Source organism: Mycobacterium sp. 141 (assembly GCF_000382405.1).
Classification (GTDB): Bacteria; Actinomycetota; Actinomycetes; order Mycobacteriales; family Mycobacteriaceae; genus Mycobacterium.
In genome coordinates this window covers 19,863-33,209 of record NZ_KB908271.1, presented here as the reverse complement: position 1 = coordinate 33,209, position 13,347 = coordinate 19,863, and the positions used below count along the sequence as shown (strand labels likewise).

16 protein-coding genes are annotated in these 13,347 nt (G+C 66.5%); 7 read left to right on the top strand and 9 right to left on the bottom strand.

What is annotated here, in order from left to right; translation table 11 throughout:
* The first annotated feature begins 73 nt into the window (after window positions 1-73).
* Window positions 74-2,035 (top strand): acetate--CoA ligase, encoded by a 1,962-nt coding sequence (acs, locus tag H276_RS0118460; RefSeq protein WP_019972767.1) that lies wholly within the window; start codon window positions 74-76, stop codon window positions 2,033-2,035.
* Window positions 2,036-2,049: 14 nt separating this feature from the next.
* Here the strand turns inward: acs and H276_RS0118455 are convergent, their stop codons facing one another.
* Entirely contained in the window at window positions 2,050-2,742 is a 693-nt protein-coding gene (locus H276_RS0118455) for a S1 family peptidase (protein ID WP_026357164.1), read from the bottom strand.
* Window positions 2,743-2,912: 170 nt separating this feature from the next.
* On the opposite strand from H276_RS0118455, the gene H276_RS0118450 reads away from it, so the two are divergent.
* Both H276_RS0118450 and H276_RS0118445 read left to right on the top strand, forming a co-directional pair.
* Window positions 2,913-3,434: a phage holin family protein gene (locus tag H276_RS0118450; protein ID WP_019972765.1), complete on the top strand. Its 522-nt coding sequence runs from the start codon at window positions 2,913-2,915 to the stop codon at window positions 3,432-3,434.
* The gene (locus tag H276_RS0118445; protein WP_019972764.1) at window positions 3,434-4,441 is read left to right on the top strand and encodes an alpha/beta fold hydrolase; all 1,008 of its coding nucleotides are present in this window, start codon (window positions 3,434-3,436) and stop codon (window positions 4,439-4,441) included. Before H276_RS0118450 ends, H276_RS0118445 begins: the two co-directional genes overlap by 1 nt.
* Here H276_RS0118445 and marP read toward each other — a convergent pair whose 3' ends face one another.
* Genes marP through nth form a run of 4 tightly spaced genes read right to left on the bottom strand, consistent with a single transcriptional unit; the run spans window position 4,442 to window position 7,784 of the window.
* Window positions 4,442-5,629 carry an acid resistance serine protease MarP gene (gene marP / locus H276_RS0118440; protein WP_019972763.1) on the bottom strand — a complete coding sequence of 396 codons (1,188 nt, stop codon included), beginning with the start codon at window positions 5,627-5,629 and terminating at the stop codon, window positions 4,442-4,444.
* Window positions 5,630-5,640: 11 nt separating this feature from the next.
* Entirely contained in the window at window positions 5,641-6,417 is a 777-nt protein-coding gene (locus tag H276_RS0118435; RefSeq protein WP_019972762.1) for a CoA pyrophosphatase, read from the bottom strand.
* Window positions 6,418-6,453: 36 nt separating this feature from the next.
* Window positions 6,454-7,095, bottom strand: a complete 642-nt coding sequence (locus tag H276_RS0118430) for a TlpA disulfide reductase family protein (protein ID WP_019972761.1) — start codon at window positions 7,093-7,095, stop codon at window positions 6,454-6,456.
* An 8-nt stretch (window positions 7,096-7,103) separates the two neighbouring features.
* Window positions 7,104-7,784 carry an endonuclease III gene (gene nth / locus H276_RS0118425; protein ID WP_019972760.1) on the bottom strand — a complete coding sequence of 227 codons (681 nt, stop codon included), beginning with the start codon at window positions 7,782-7,784 and terminating at the stop codon, window positions 7,104-7,106.
* Between the two features lie 190 nt (window positions 7,785-7,974).
* Here nth and H276_RS0118420 point away from each other — a divergent pair, with 190 nt between their 5' ends.
* Together H276_RS0118420 and crp are read left to right on the top strand one after the other, a co-directional pair.
* Window positions 7,975-8,241 carry a hypothetical protein gene (locus H276_RS0118420; RefSeq protein ID WP_019972759.1) on the top strand — a complete coding sequence of 89 codons (267 nt, stop codon included), beginning with the start codon at window positions 7,975-7,977 and terminating at the stop codon, window positions 8,239-8,241.
* 90 nt (window positions 8,242-8,331) lie between these two features.
* Window positions 8,332-9,006, top strand: coding sequence for a cAMP-activated global transcriptional regulator CRP (crp, locus tag H276_RS0118415; protein WP_003883807.1), 675 nt, complete (start codon window positions 8,332-8,334; stop codon window positions 9,004-9,006).
* 26 nt (window positions 9,007-9,032) lie between these two features.
* Here the strand turns inward: crp and H276_RS0118410 are convergent, their stop codons facing one another.
* Genes H276_RS0118410 through H276_RS24855 form a run of 3 tightly spaced genes read right to left on the bottom strand, consistent with a single transcriptional unit; the run spans window position 9,033 to window position 10,416 of the window.
* Entirely contained in the window at window positions 9,033-9,806 is a 774-nt protein-coding gene (locus tag H276_RS0118410; RefSeq protein ID WP_019972758.1) for an MBL fold metallo-hydrolase, read from the bottom strand.
* Window positions 9,803-10,258, bottom strand: coding sequence for a RidA family protein (locus H276_RS0118405; RefSeq protein WP_019972757.1), 456 nt, complete (start codon window positions 10,256-10,258; stop codon window positions 9,803-9,805). The genes H276_RS0118410 and H276_RS0118405 overlap by 4 nt, the downstream gene beginning before the upstream one ends.
* The gene (locus tag H276_RS24855; protein ID WP_019972756.1) at window positions 10,255-10,416 is read right to left on the bottom strand and encodes a DUF4177 domain-containing protein; all 162 of its coding nucleotides are present in this window, start codon (window positions 10,414-10,416) and stop codon (window positions 10,255-10,257) included. Before H276_RS24855 ends, H276_RS0118405 begins: the two co-directional genes overlap by 4 nt.
* A gap of 142 nt (window positions 10,417-10,558) precedes the next feature.
* On the opposite strand from H276_RS24855, the gene H276_RS0118395 reads away from it, so the two are divergent.
* Window positions 10,559-11,590 carry an ArsA family ATPase gene (locus H276_RS0118395; protein WP_196807952.1) on the top strand — a complete coding sequence of 344 codons (1,032 nt, stop codon included), beginning with the start codon at window positions 10,559-10,561 and terminating at the stop codon, window positions 11,588-11,590.
* Between the two features lie 2 nt (window positions 11,591-11,592).
* Window positions 11,593-12,723: an ArsA family ATPase gene (locus H276_RS0118390; protein ID WP_019972754.1), complete on the top strand. Its 1,131-nt coding sequence runs from the start codon at window positions 11,593-11,595 to the stop codon at window positions 12,721-12,723.
* Between the two features lie 9 nt (window positions 12,724-12,732).
* Here H276_RS0118390 and H276_RS0118385 read toward each other — a convergent pair whose 3' ends face one another.
* A complete protein-coding gene (locus H276_RS0118385; RefSeq protein WP_165606267.1) occupies window positions 12,733-13,032 on the bottom strand; it encodes a WhiB family transcriptional regulator in 300 nt (99 codons plus the stop codon).
* Window positions 13,033-13,347: the final 315 nt, after the last annotated feature.

The following is a 13,347-nucleotide window of genomic DNA, read 5'->3' as shown; positions in this document are numbered from 1 at the left end:
AGGGACGCCGCCCAACCGACGGCGATGTGAGTCTCCAACGCCCATGCAACGTTTGGTGACTAGGCTCACACCTATGTCGAACCCGTCAGTGACGCATGCCGAAGCTCCGTCAGCCTATCCCCCGCCCGCCGACTTCGCGGCCAACGCCAATGCGACGGGCGACTTGTATGCCGCGGCCGAGCAGGACCGGCTCGCGTTCTGGGCTGATCAGGCCAACCGGCTGTCCTGGCAGACCCCGTTCACCGAGGTACTGGACTGGTCGGAGGCTCCGTTCGCGAAGTGGTTCGTCGGCGGCAAGCTCAACGTCGCCTACAACTGTGTCGACCGGCACGTCGAAGCCGGCAACGGCGATCGGGTCGCGATCCACTGGGTCGGCGAACCGATCGACGATGCGCGCGACGTCACCTACGCCCAACTCAAGGACGAGGTGTGCCGTGCGGCCAACGCACTGACCGATCTCGGGCTGACCGCCGGTGACCGGGTCGCCATCTATATGCCCATGGTTCCGGAGGCCATCGTCGCGATGCTGGCATGTGCGCGGCTGGGTGTCATGCACAGCGTCGTCTTCGCCGGGTTCTCCGCCAGCGCATTGCGGGCCCGCGTCGAAGATGCGCAAGTCAAGCTCGTCATCACCACCGATGGGCAGTACCGCCGCGGGGCGGCCGCGGCGTTGAAGTCCGCGGTCGACGAGGCGGTCGCCGACCAACCGTCGGTGCAGAACGTTCTCGTGGTGCGGCGCACCGGGATTGACGTCGACTGGCACCCGAACCGGGACCTGTGGTGGCACGAGACGGTGGACAACGCATCGCCTGAGCACACCCCGGAAGCGTTCGACGCCGAGCAGCCGCTGTTCCTGCTGTACACGTCGGGTACCACCGGCAAACCCAAGGGCATCGTGCACACCTCGGGCGGGTTCGTGACCCAGGCCGCCTACACCCACTACTACGTCTTCGACATCAAGCCCGAAACTGACGTGTACTGGTGCACAGCCGATATCGGCTGGGTTACCGGGCACACCTACATCGTCTACGGCCCGCTGGCCAACGGTGCCACGCAGGTGGTCTACGAGGGCACCCCTGCGTCACCCACCATGCACCGACATTTCGAGATCATCGAAAAGTACGGTGTCACAATCTATTACACGGCACCGACGCTGATCCGCACGTTCATGAAGTGGGGTCGCGTGCTGCCCGAGAGCCACGACCTGACCAGCCTGCGGCTGTTGGGTTCGGTCGGCGAGCCCATCAATCCCGAGGCGTGGCGCTGGTACCGGGAGTTCATCGGAGGCAACCGCACCCCGATCGTGGACACGTGGTGGCAGACCGAGACCGGATCGATCATGATCTCCCCGCTACCGGGCGTGACGGCCGCCAAGCCCGGTTCGGCGATGACCCCGCTGCCGGGTATCGCGGCCAAGATCGTCGACGACAACGGCAACGAGCTGGTGCCCGGCGCCGACGAAGCCGAGCACGTCACGGGATACCTGGTGCTGGATCAGCCGTGGCCGGCCATGCTGCGCGGCATCTGGGGTGATCCGGAGCGGTTCAAGGAGACCTACTGGTCGCGGTTTGCCGAGCAGGGCTGGTATTTCGCCGGTGACGGCGCGCGCTACGACTCTGACGGCAACATCTGGGTGCTCGGCCGCATCGACGACGTCATGAACATCTCGGGCCACCGCATCTCGACCGCAGAAGTGGAATCGGCGCTCGTCGGGCATTCCGGTGTCGCCGAGGCCGCCGTCGTCGGCGCGTCTGACGAGACCACCGGCCAAGCCATCTGCGCCTTCGTCATCCTCAAGGAAAGCGCCCATGGCGGCGCCGCGAACATGATCGAGGAGCTACGCGTCCAGGTGGCCACGGAGATCTCACCGATCGCCAAGCCACGCGAGATCCACGTGGTGCCCGAGCTCCCGAAGACCCGCAGCGGCAAGATCATGCGCCGCCTGCTGCGCGACGTCGCCGAGGGCCGCGAGCTCGGCGACACCTCGACGTTGCTCGACCCCAGCGTGTTCGAGGCCATCCGCGCCAGCAAGTAACGCCGACCCGGGGATCAGGAGACGGGCACGAAACCGGTGCCGGGCCGGTTCTTGGCGGCGATGTCGGCGAGCTGCGTGTTGAACGACATCGTCACCGCGGGCGTGTGCAGCGGCACGAACTTGACCACGCAGGTCGGCAGATCGTCGGTGTAGGCGCCGTGCAGCATGCCCACCAGCTTGTTGTCCACCGTGACGGGCGCGCCGGAATCGCCGGGCTGACCGCACACCTGGTTGACGATGGTCCCCGGGTCCTGCCCTGGCCCCCACGTGACGCCGCACGAATAGCCAGTCGTGCGGCCCAGTTTGCAGGCGATCTGGCCGAACACCGGATCCGGGCCGAGGCCGTCGATCTGGAAACCGCTCACGTTGTTGGTCGGCGTGACCTTCTGCGGGTCGAACTGGATCACCGCGTAGTCGAGCATCTCGTTGCCGGCGACCATGGTGCCGAGCTGTCCGGCGCCGGTCGCGTCCTCGGCCGCAACTGTTGCACCCGGACCGCCGCAGTGTGCCGAGGTGAAGCCGATCAGCCTGCCGGCATTGTCATGCCCGATGGTGGTGAGCGTGCAAAACGTGTCGCCATCGATCACGATGCCCGAACCTCCGCCGAGCACCACCGGATCGGCGTGTGCAACGCCCGGTGTGAGCAACGCGACCAGCGCGAGGATCAATGTCCCGACAACAAACTTCCGGCGGTGTCTGCTCGCCAAGTGTCCTCCGATCGACGGGCCCGACCCGCGCACCCCAAGGGTTACCCGCATCCTAGCTTGGGCCCAGACACGTCGGCCGGCATCGTTATCCGAGCCACCGCATGGCAACATGAACCGCGACGACATCGACATCACGGCGACCAGGCGTCGGACCCGGGGAGGAAGCTTCTGTGACCATCGGCGACCGCAGGACCGGCATTCCGGCAACGGTAACTTCGATCCCGCTGGTAGATCCACATGCGCCCAAGCCCGACCCGTCTATCGGCGATCTGGTCAAAGATGCGACCGCTCAGGTCTCGACACTGGTTCGCGCCGAGGTGGCACTGGCAAAGGCCGAGATCACCCGCGACGTGAAGAAAGGCCTGACCGGCAGCATCTTCTTCATCGCCGCGCTGGTCGTGCTGTTCTACTCGACCTTCTTTTTCTTCTTCTTCGTGGCGGAACTGCTCGACACCTGGCTGTACCGCTGGGCGGCGTTCCTGATCGTGTTCGGGATCATGGTGCTGACCACCGTGGCACTGGCACTGTTCGGCTTCCTCAAGGTGCGACGCATTCGCGGACCGCGGCAGACCATCGAATCGGTGAAAGAGACCCGTGAGGCACTGACACCCGGGCACGACAAGCCCGCAGCGCTGGCCACGGCCGAGGCGGCACAGGCCAAACCGACCCCGACCGACCCATCGGGCTGGTAGTGCCCCCGCCCGACCCGTCGATCACCCGGATCGACGGGCCATGGCGGCACCTGCAGGTGCACGCCAACGGCATTCGATTCCATGTGGTGGAGGGCGAGAGCTCGCAGCCCGACCATGGACACGAGGGCGAGAGCTCGCAGCCCGACCGTGGGAACGACGGCAATTCGGACACCGCGGACGCTGACCGGCCCCTGGTGATCCTGCTGCACGGGTTCGGCTCGTTCTGGTGGTCCTGGCGGCATCAGCTCACCGGACTACCCAACGCCCGCGTCGTCGCGGTCGACCTGCGCGGCTACGGCGACAGCGACAAGCCACCGCGCGGCTACGACGGCTGGACCCTGGCCGGTGACACCGCCGGCCTGGTGCGCGCGCTGGGTCACAAGACCGCGACGCTGATGGGCCACGCCGACGGTGGCCTGGTGTGTTGGGCAACGGCGGTGCTGCACCCGCGGGTGGTGCGCGCCATCGCCCTCGTCAGCTCGCCGCATCCGGTGGCGCTGCGCGCGTCGGCCCTGACCCGCCGCGACCAGGGACGGGCCCTGCTGCCCTCACTCATGCGCTACCAGGTGCCGATGTTGCCCGAACACGCGTTGACCCGTCACGACGGCGCGGGACTCGAGCGTCTGGTACGCAGCCGGGCGGGCGCCAAATGGCAAGCCAGCCAAGACTTCTCCGAGACCGTACAACACCTGCGGCGGGCCATTCAGATTCCGGGCGCAGCTCATTCGGCGCTGGAGTACCAGCGCTGGGCGGTGCGCAGCCAGTTGCGCGGTGAAGGCCGGCGGTTCATGCGGTCGATGAAGCGCCCGATCAACGTGCCCGTGCTGCACGTGCGGGGTGACGCCGATCCGTACGTGCTGGCCGATCCGGTCTACCGAACCCAGCACTACGCTCCGCACGGCCGTTACGTGTCACTCGCCGACATCGGGCATTTCGGTCACGAAGAGGACCCGGACACGGTCAACGAGGAGCTGCGCAGCTTCCTCACACAGCTCGGCGACCGCTGATCACGGGTTGATGCAGGTCCCGGTGGTCACCCGCTGGGTATTGCCGATCTTGGTCAACTGTTGCTCGACTTCCTTCGCGGTCAGAACGAACCCGGTGTCGGCGTCGTCGACGGCCGCGCCGAACACCACGCCCAGCACCTTGCCGGCCCGGTTGATCATCGGTCCACCCGAATTGCCCTGCCGCACCGTGCCCCGCACCGTGTAGACCTCACGGGTCACGGTGGTGGTCCGGTAGATGTCAGGACCCTTGAGCTCGATGATCTCGCGGACCCGCGCGGGAGTGGCCAGAAAGTCGCCGCCGCCCGGATAACCCATCACCACCGCGTCGGTGCCCTGCGGGGCCGCCTCTTCGGCGAAGCTCAGAGGGGCGGCCGGCAGGTTGGGCACGTCCAGGATGGAGATGTCGGCGTCGGGGTCGTAGGACACGACGCTCGCGTCGTAGGATTTGCCGTCGGCCTCGACGGTCACGCTGTCCGCCCCGGCCACCACGTGCGCATTGGACATCACCCGGTTGGGCGCCACCACAAATCCGCTGCCCTCCAGCACCTTCTGGCAGCTCGGTGCGACGCCCTTGATCTTGACGACGCTCGGCCGGGTGGCTGCGACGACCGCGTCGTTGGCCAGGCTCGCGTCAGGGGCGTCGACGTTGACGATGGGGGTGCGGCCGAATGGCTGCAACACATCGAATCCCGAGGTGTCCAGCAGGCTGGAGAGTCGCGTCGGCACCGACTTCAACCATGACGGAGCGACACTGTCCACCTCGGTCAGCACCCGCGAACCCTTAACCGCCGCAGCCAGGTTCGGCTGGTCCGACGAGGTCAGCGGGGTGGCCAGCAAATAGGCCGCGACCAGCACGGCAACCAGTTGCAGGGCTACGCCGATCGCCGAGTCGAACACCCGGAGCAGCGGATTACGGAGCGCGCTGCGCACCGCGCGACCAAGCACCACACCGGCGATCTCGCCGATCACCACGAGCGCCAAGATCAGGAACAGGGACGCGAACAGCTTGGTCCGCGCCCCGTCGAGGTGGCTGACGATGTGCGGGGCCAACAGGAGGCCGGCCACCGCGCCGAGCACCACGCCCACGAAGGACAGCAGTGAGCCGAGCGCACCGGAACGCCACCCGGAGATGGCGGCGATGAATGCGATGCCGATGATGGCGAGGTCAAGCCAAAGCGAAGGTGTCATCTACTTCCAGTTCAACGTTGCGCTTCACCGTAGCTGTTCGGATGCCCGACGAGCGCCATTGCCTCGTCGAGTTCCCGTACGTCGCCGGTGTTCCACGGCTTCGCCCAGCCTGCGACATCGAGGATGGCCGAGATGACCTGCCCGGTGAAGCCCCACACCAGCATCTCGTTGAGCAGGAACGCCGGGCCGGCGAACCGCCGGGTGTCGGATTCCCGACAGACCATGAGCCGATTCTCCGGATTGACGAACGCGCGCACCGGCACCCGAGCGACCACCGCGGTCTCGGAGGGATCGACGACGGCCACCGGACCGGGATCCGGTGAGTAGGCCAGCACCGGAACGACGTGAAATCCCGAAGGCGGGATGAACATGCGCTCCAGGGTGGCCAGCGGACGCAGCCGTCCGGTGTCGATACCGGTTTCCTCCCACGCTTCGCGGAACGCGGTAGACACCGGCCCGGCATCAACGGGATCGGTGGCGCCGCCGGGGAAAGCGGCCTGCCCGGCGTGGTGACGCAGCGTCGAGGCACGAACCGTGACCAACAGATCGGCGTCACCGGGAAGCTGGGGCGCCGAGACGTCGGCCGGCCCGGAGAACAACACCAGCACCGCGGCATCACGCCGGACACCGGCCGTGACGGCCTGTTTGTCCAACTCGACGATGCTTGCCAACACGTCCGGCGGCACCCGCCGGCGATATGCCTCGGGCACCCCGCCGAGGTTGTCCACCAGGGGCCGCAGCCACGCGGGTGCGGCATCCGGATTCAGCTCGTCGAGCCTGGAAGTCAACCCGCTGCTCCTATCTGCTCGCGCGGCAGCTTCGCCCTAATTTCGCGGACCCAGTTTCTCCGAGACCGCCGCGGCGATCTCGTCGGGGCTGGCGAAGGACCGGGGCAGGATTCCGGCCACGCTACCGTCCGCGCGCAGCACCACCGTCGCAGGCATCACGTTGGGTACCCGCAGCGCGGCGGCGATGCGCCGACGGCCGTCCTGCAGGGTCGGCAGCCGCACACCGAGGTCGGCAAGCCGCAGCAGCCCGGCCGCCTCGTTCTCGTCCTGATGCACCGTGACGACCAGGACATCGTCCCCGGAACGACGCTGATACTCGGCCATCGCGGGCAGTTCGTCGGCGCACGGCCCGCACCAGTACGCCCACAGGTTCAGCACCACGGTGCGGCCGGCGAGCGCGCGAGCCACGTCGACCGGCGCGCCGTCACCGGCGCACTGCAGCGTGATGCCGGCCAGCGCCTGCGGCCCCGACCCCGGTCCGGGAGCCGGGCACGGCGGCAAGGCTGCTTGAGCGCGCGGACCCGCCAGGGCCTGCGGGGTGTCCGCGTCGCGGTGATCGCGAGCGGTTGCCGGTGCCACACCGGTGGCCGGGACGTCACGCATCTGCATCCAGAACGCCGTCCCCAACGCCACCAGGACCACAAGCACCGCGATGGTCCACCGGGTCGAGACTCGCATGACCGGCCTCAGAGCCCGGCCAGTGCCAGCAGATGTTCGGTCTCCGGCCCTTTGACCAGCGCAGCAGCGATGAGCGGATCGGTGGGGCCGGTGCCGAACGACGGGCAATCCTTGGCCAGCACACACACCCCGCACGCTGGTTTGCGCGCGTGACAGACCCGACGGCCGTGAAAGATCACGCGGTGGCTGAGCAGCGTCCACTCGCTGCGTTCGATCAGCTCGCCGACCGCGAACTCGACCTTGACCGGGTCTTCCTCGGCAGTCCAGCGCCACCGTCGCACCAGCCGACCGAAGTGGGTGTCAACGGTGATACCCGGGATGTCGAAGGCGTTGCCCAGGATGACGTTGGCGGTCTTGCGACCGATACCCGGCAGGGTCACCAGCTCTTCCATGGTGGCCGGCACCTCGCCGTCGAACCGGGCAACCAGCTCCTGGCCCAACCTGATGAGCGAGGTGGTCTTGTTCCGGTAGAAACCGGTCGGCCGGATCAGTTCCTCCATCTCGGCACGGTCGGCCTGCGCGTAGTCCAGCGCTGTGCGGTACTTGAGGAACAACGCCGGGGTGGTGAGGTTGACGCGCTTGTCGGTGCTCTGCGCCGACAAGATGGTGGCGACGGCCAGCTCGAGTGGGTTGGTGAAGTCGAGCTCGCAGTACACGTGCGGAAAGGCTTGGGCCAGTTCACGATTCATGCGTCTTGCGCGACGAACCAGGCCAAGGTGCGTCTCGGTGTCCCATTTCTTGGGACGGGTTGTTTTCCCTGCTCGGACGGCACCCGCGCTCACCCTTGCCAGGGTACTGACACCGGCCGACACACCAGGCAGCGGACCTGGTGGCATTTCGTGACCTCGCTGAGACCTACGCCGTGTTTACTACACCCTTGTGTCGTGGTTGCTGGTGGCGCTCATCCCCGCCGCGCTGATGCTGGCCGCGATCGGGCTGGGTCGGCTCGAGAACTGGCTCACCACCGAGCGTCCGACCGGTCAACGCGATGCGATCAACGGTCTGCAGCGACGGCTCCAGCAGGGTCAGCTGGCCATCGAGTCGTTGGCCACCAGCCGCGACGGTGACCGTTTGCCGACACGGGTGTACAGCCAGCACGCCACGAATCCCGGATTTCACCCGTCTCGGCATGCCAATCGTGTGTAGCGTGGGCTAGTCGCGAAACCGCGTACCTCTAGACTGATCATGAATTGTCAATAGAGGGTCAACACCACCAAACACCTTAAGAGGAACAACGTGGACGAGATCCTGGCCAGGGCCGGAATCTTCCAGGGGGTCGAACCCACTGCCGTATCGGCGCTGACCAAGCAGCTGCAGCCTGTCGACTTCCCGCGCGGACATACCGTGTTCGCCGAGGGCGAGCCCGGCGATCGGCTGTACATCATCATCTCCGGGAAGGTGAAGATCGGCCGCCGTTCACCCGACGGCCGGGAGAACCTGCTGACCATTATGGGTCCTTCGGACATGTTCGGTGAGCTGTCGATCTTCGACCCGGGCCCCCGGACATCCAGCGCCACCACCATCACCGAGGTGCGTGCGGTGTCGATGGATCGCGATGCGCTGCGCGCCTGGATCGCCGACCGGCCCGAGATTGCCGAGCAACTGCTGCGCGTGCTCGCCCGTCGTCTCCGGCGTACCAACAACAACTTGGCCGACCTGATCTTCACCGACGTGCCCGGACGCGTCGCCAAGCAGCTGCTGCAGCTCGCCCAGCGATTCGGCACCCAGGAGGGTGGCGCACTGCGGGTGACCCACGATCTGACACAGGAAGAGATCGCCCAGCTGGTCGGCGCTTCGCGCGAGACAGTCAACAAAGCACTGGCCGACTTCGCCCACCGCGGCTGGATCCGCCTGGAAGGCAAGAGCGTACTGATCTCCGACAGCGAGCGCCTGGCCCGCCGAGCGCGCTAGCGCGAGGCAGCAGCACAGCGAGCCCGCTAAGCGCGTAGATAGTCCAACTGGGCCTGCACCGACCATTCGGCTGCAGGCCACAGTTTTTTGTCGACATCGGTGTACACGTGCTCGACGATCTGGCGCGCGGTCGCTTCGTCACCGAGTTTCCTCAGCGCACCCCGCACCTGATTGAGCCGGTCCTCGCGATGGGACAGATACATCTGGGTCACGGCTGCGAGGTCGCCCAGTTCCGGACCGTGGCCGGGCAGCACCGTGCGCGCACCCAGCCCCTGCAGGCGGCGCAGCGACTCCAGATAGTCACGGAGGCTGCCGTCCTCGGTGTCGATGACGGTGGTGCCTCGGCCCAGCACGGTGTCTGCGGTCAGCACGGCATCGTCGAGCACGAAGCTCAGCGAGTCAGCGGTATGCCCGGGCGTGGCCATGACGCCGATCCGCAGCCCGGCCGCCTCGATCACTTCACCCTCGGACAGCGGGCCACCGAGGCCGCGTAGGAACCCGCTGCCCACGGATCGAACCGTGGCCCCGGTAATTTCGACGAGCTTGTCGATGGCACCCGTGTGATCGTCATGCTTGTGGCTGATCAGCACCAGTGGAATCCGGCCGAGCTCGGCGATGCGCGCAATGTGCTCGTCGTCGTCCGGGCCGGGGTCGACGATGACCATCTCGGCACTGCCCGGCGCACGCAAGACCCAGGTGTTGGTGCCCTCAAGAGTCATCAGACCCGGGTTGTTGCACAGCAGCACCGAGGCCGACGGGGTCACGGGCCTCAACAGCCCGTACGCCGGGTGCCCGGTCACGCGATTTCGACGATGATCTCGACTTCCACCGGGGCATTGCGCGGCAAATCCGACACACCAACCGCAGAGCGGGCGTGCGCTCCGGCCGCACCGAACACGTCACCGAACAGCTCGGAGGCACCGTTGACGACGCCGGGCTGACCGCCGAAGCCGGGAGCCGACGCGACGAAGCCGACCACCTTGACGACCTTGACGACAGAGTCGATGCCGACCAGTGCGTGCACCGCAGCCAGCGCGTTGAGCCCGCAGAGCCGGGCCAGCGCATTTGCCTCCTCGGGACTCACCTCCGCGCCGACCTTGCCGGTCGCCGCCAGCTCGCCGTCCCGGATGGGCAGCTGTCCGGCGGTGTACACCAGATTCCCGGTCCGGATCGCCGGCACATAGGCGGCCAGCGGCGCCACCACCTGGGGCAGCTCGATACCCAGCTCGGTCAGTCGCTGCGAGATGGTCACTTCGGCCTCTTCAGGTAGGCGACATGCTGTTCACCGGTCGGGCCGGGCAACACTGCAACCAGCTCCCAGCCATCGTGACCCCACTGGTCGAGAATCTGTTTTGTGGCGTGCGTCAGCAACGGCACGGTTGCGTACTCCCACCGGGTTGGTTCGCTCATGACCTGAGCTTATCGGGCGCGTCCTTTGGCTTGCGCACGTGAGGAGCACCAAGAACGGCCGCGCACGTGAGGAGCACCAAAACAACCGCGCACGAATAAACCGCGCACACCGCGTGCAGCAAAATAACCCAGTTAGCATGCATTGGTGGCAACCACAGAAAGCGCGGCCAAGCACGTCGGCTGGCCGTCGCGGCTGACCAAGGCCCGTCTGCATTTCGTGTCAGGCAAGGGCGGCACCGGGAAATCCACCATCGCTGCGGCCCTGGCCCTGGCCCTGGCGGCCGGCGGGCGCCGAGTGCTGCTGGTGGAGGTCGAGGAACGGCAGGGCATCGCGCAGCTGTTCGACGTCCCGCCACTGCCGTACGAGGAGGTCAAGATCGCTACCGCCGAAGGCGGTGGCCAGGTCAACGCACTCGCGATCGACATCGAGGCCGCGTTTCTGGAGTACCTCGACATGTTCTACAACCTCGGCCTGGCCGGCCGGGCGATGCGCCGCATCGGTGCCATCGAGTTCGCCACCACGATTGCGCCCGGCCTGCGCGACGTGCTGCTCACCGGCAAGATCAAAGAGATTGTGACGCGGACCGACCGGAGCCAGAAGGCCAAGCGCATCGCCTATGACGCGGTCGTCGTGGATTCCCCACCCACCGGCCGCATCTCGCGATTCCTCGACGTCACCAAGGCCGTCTCGGACCTGGCCAAGGGCGGCCCGGTGCACTCGCAGGCCGACGGTGTGGTCAAGCTGCTGCACTCCGAACAGACCGCAATCCATCTGGTGACCCTGTTGGAGGCACTACCCATCCAGGAGACGCTCGAGGCCATCGAGGAGCTCGACGAGCTGGGCCTGCCGATCGGCAGCGTCATCGTCAACCGCACCATCCCCGCCTACCTGTCTGCTCACGACTTGGCCAAGGCGGCCGAGGGTGACATCGACGCCGATACCGTCCGCGCCGGCCTGGCCAAGGCCGGGATCACGTTGTCCGACAGCGATTTCGCCGGTCTGCTCACCGAGACCATCCAGCACGCCACGCGGCTCGCGGCCCGCGCGGAGAGCGCCGAGCAACTCGACGCGCTCGACGTTCCGCGTCTGGAGCTGCCCACGTTGTCCGACGGCATCGACCTGGGCAGCCTCTACGAGCTTGCCGAAGCACTTGCCCACCAGGGGGTCCGATAATCATGAGCGCCAAACCAGCCGCCCTCGACATGAGCGCCATCCTGGCCGACACTTCCAATCGCGTCGTAGTGTGTTGCGGCGCAGGCGGTGTCGGCAAGACCACCACCGCCGCCGCGATGGCGCTGCGTGCCGCAGAGTACGGCCGCACCGTCGTGGTGCTCACCATCGACCCGGCCAAGCGACTGGCGCAGGCACTGGGCATCAAAGATCTCGGCAACATGCCGCAACGGGTCCCGCTGGCCCCCGAGGTCACCGGTGAACTGCACGCGATGATGCTCGACATGCGTCGCACGTTCGACGAGATGGTGATCCAGTATTCGGGGCCGGGTCGTGCGGATTCCATTCTGGAGAACCAGTTCTACCAAACCGTGGCAACGTCGTTGGCCGGCACGCAGGAGTACATGGCCATGGAGAAGCTCGGTCAGCTGCTGGCCGAGGACAAATGGGATCTCGTGGTCGTCGATACCCCGCCGTCGCGCAATGCGCTGGACTTCCTCGACGCACCGAAACGACTGGGCAGCTTCATGGACAGCCGGCTTTGGCGGATGCTGCTGGCACCCGGCCGGGGTATCGGGCGGCTGGTCACCGGCGCGATGGGCCTGGCCATGAAGGCCTTGTCGACCGTGCTGGGTTCTCAAATGCTTTCCGACGCTGCAGGTTTCGTCCAGTCACTGGATGCCACCTTCGGTGGGTTCCGTGAAAAGGCGGACCGTACCTACGAATTGCTCAAACGTCGAGGCACCCAGTTCGTCGTGGTGTCGGCCGCGGAACCCGATGCCCTGCGTGAGGCATCCTTCTTCGTCGACCGCCTCGCCGGGGAGAACATGCCGCTGGCGGGATTGATTCTCAACCGGACCCACCCCACGCTGTGCGATCTGCACGCCGACAAGGCCGAAGAGGCCGCCGACGACTTGGCGGCAGCCGATCCTGAATCGTTGACTGTCGCGGTGCTGCGTATCCACGCCGACCGCGCTCATACCGCGAAACGTGAAGTGCGACTGTTGTCCCGATTCACCGGAGCCAATCCGCACGTCGCCATCGTCGGGGTGCCGTCACTGCCGTTCGACGTGTCGGATCTGGAAGCATTGCGGGCGATCGCCGATCAGATCACCGGCGTTGCAGAGCCCGCTTAGAGGGCTGCGCTAAACGGCGCTGCGATGTTTGCGCTGGGCGGCGAAGAAGTCGGCCCAGGAAACTACTTCGGGGTGCTGCTTGAGCAGGGCACGGCGCTGCCGCTCGGTCATACCGCCCCAAACCCCGAACTCGACCCGGTTGTCCAGCGCGTCGGCTCCGCATTCCAGGATCACCGGACAGTGCCGGCAGATCACCGCGGCTTTGCGCTGCGCCGCACCACGGACGAACAGTTCGTCAGGATCAGCCTGTCTGCAACGCGCCTGCGACACCCATGCGATCCGAGCCTCAGCTTCGGCTCCGTGTGCCAAACTATGAGCAGGGTTGGGCGTGGCCGTAGTCGTCTTGCGCGTGACAGCCCCTGAATCTGACACCAGCGATCCCTTCGTTCCAACCCTCGACCGTCATGGCCAACGGTGAGCCCTCCGGTGTAGAACGCTGATGCGATCTACGCCACATTGCGCCAGTGTGTGTTACCTGGGTCGCACTGTGTGTCCAAGCTAGGTGGTCAGAGGGTATTAACGCAACAGTTTGCGAGGCACTTTTTTGGGACGGCCGTGCAGTCTGACGAGGCTTCCCGCCGTTTCCGCCCTTTCCCCAGCGAGATCGTGGTAACGCCGTTGGCC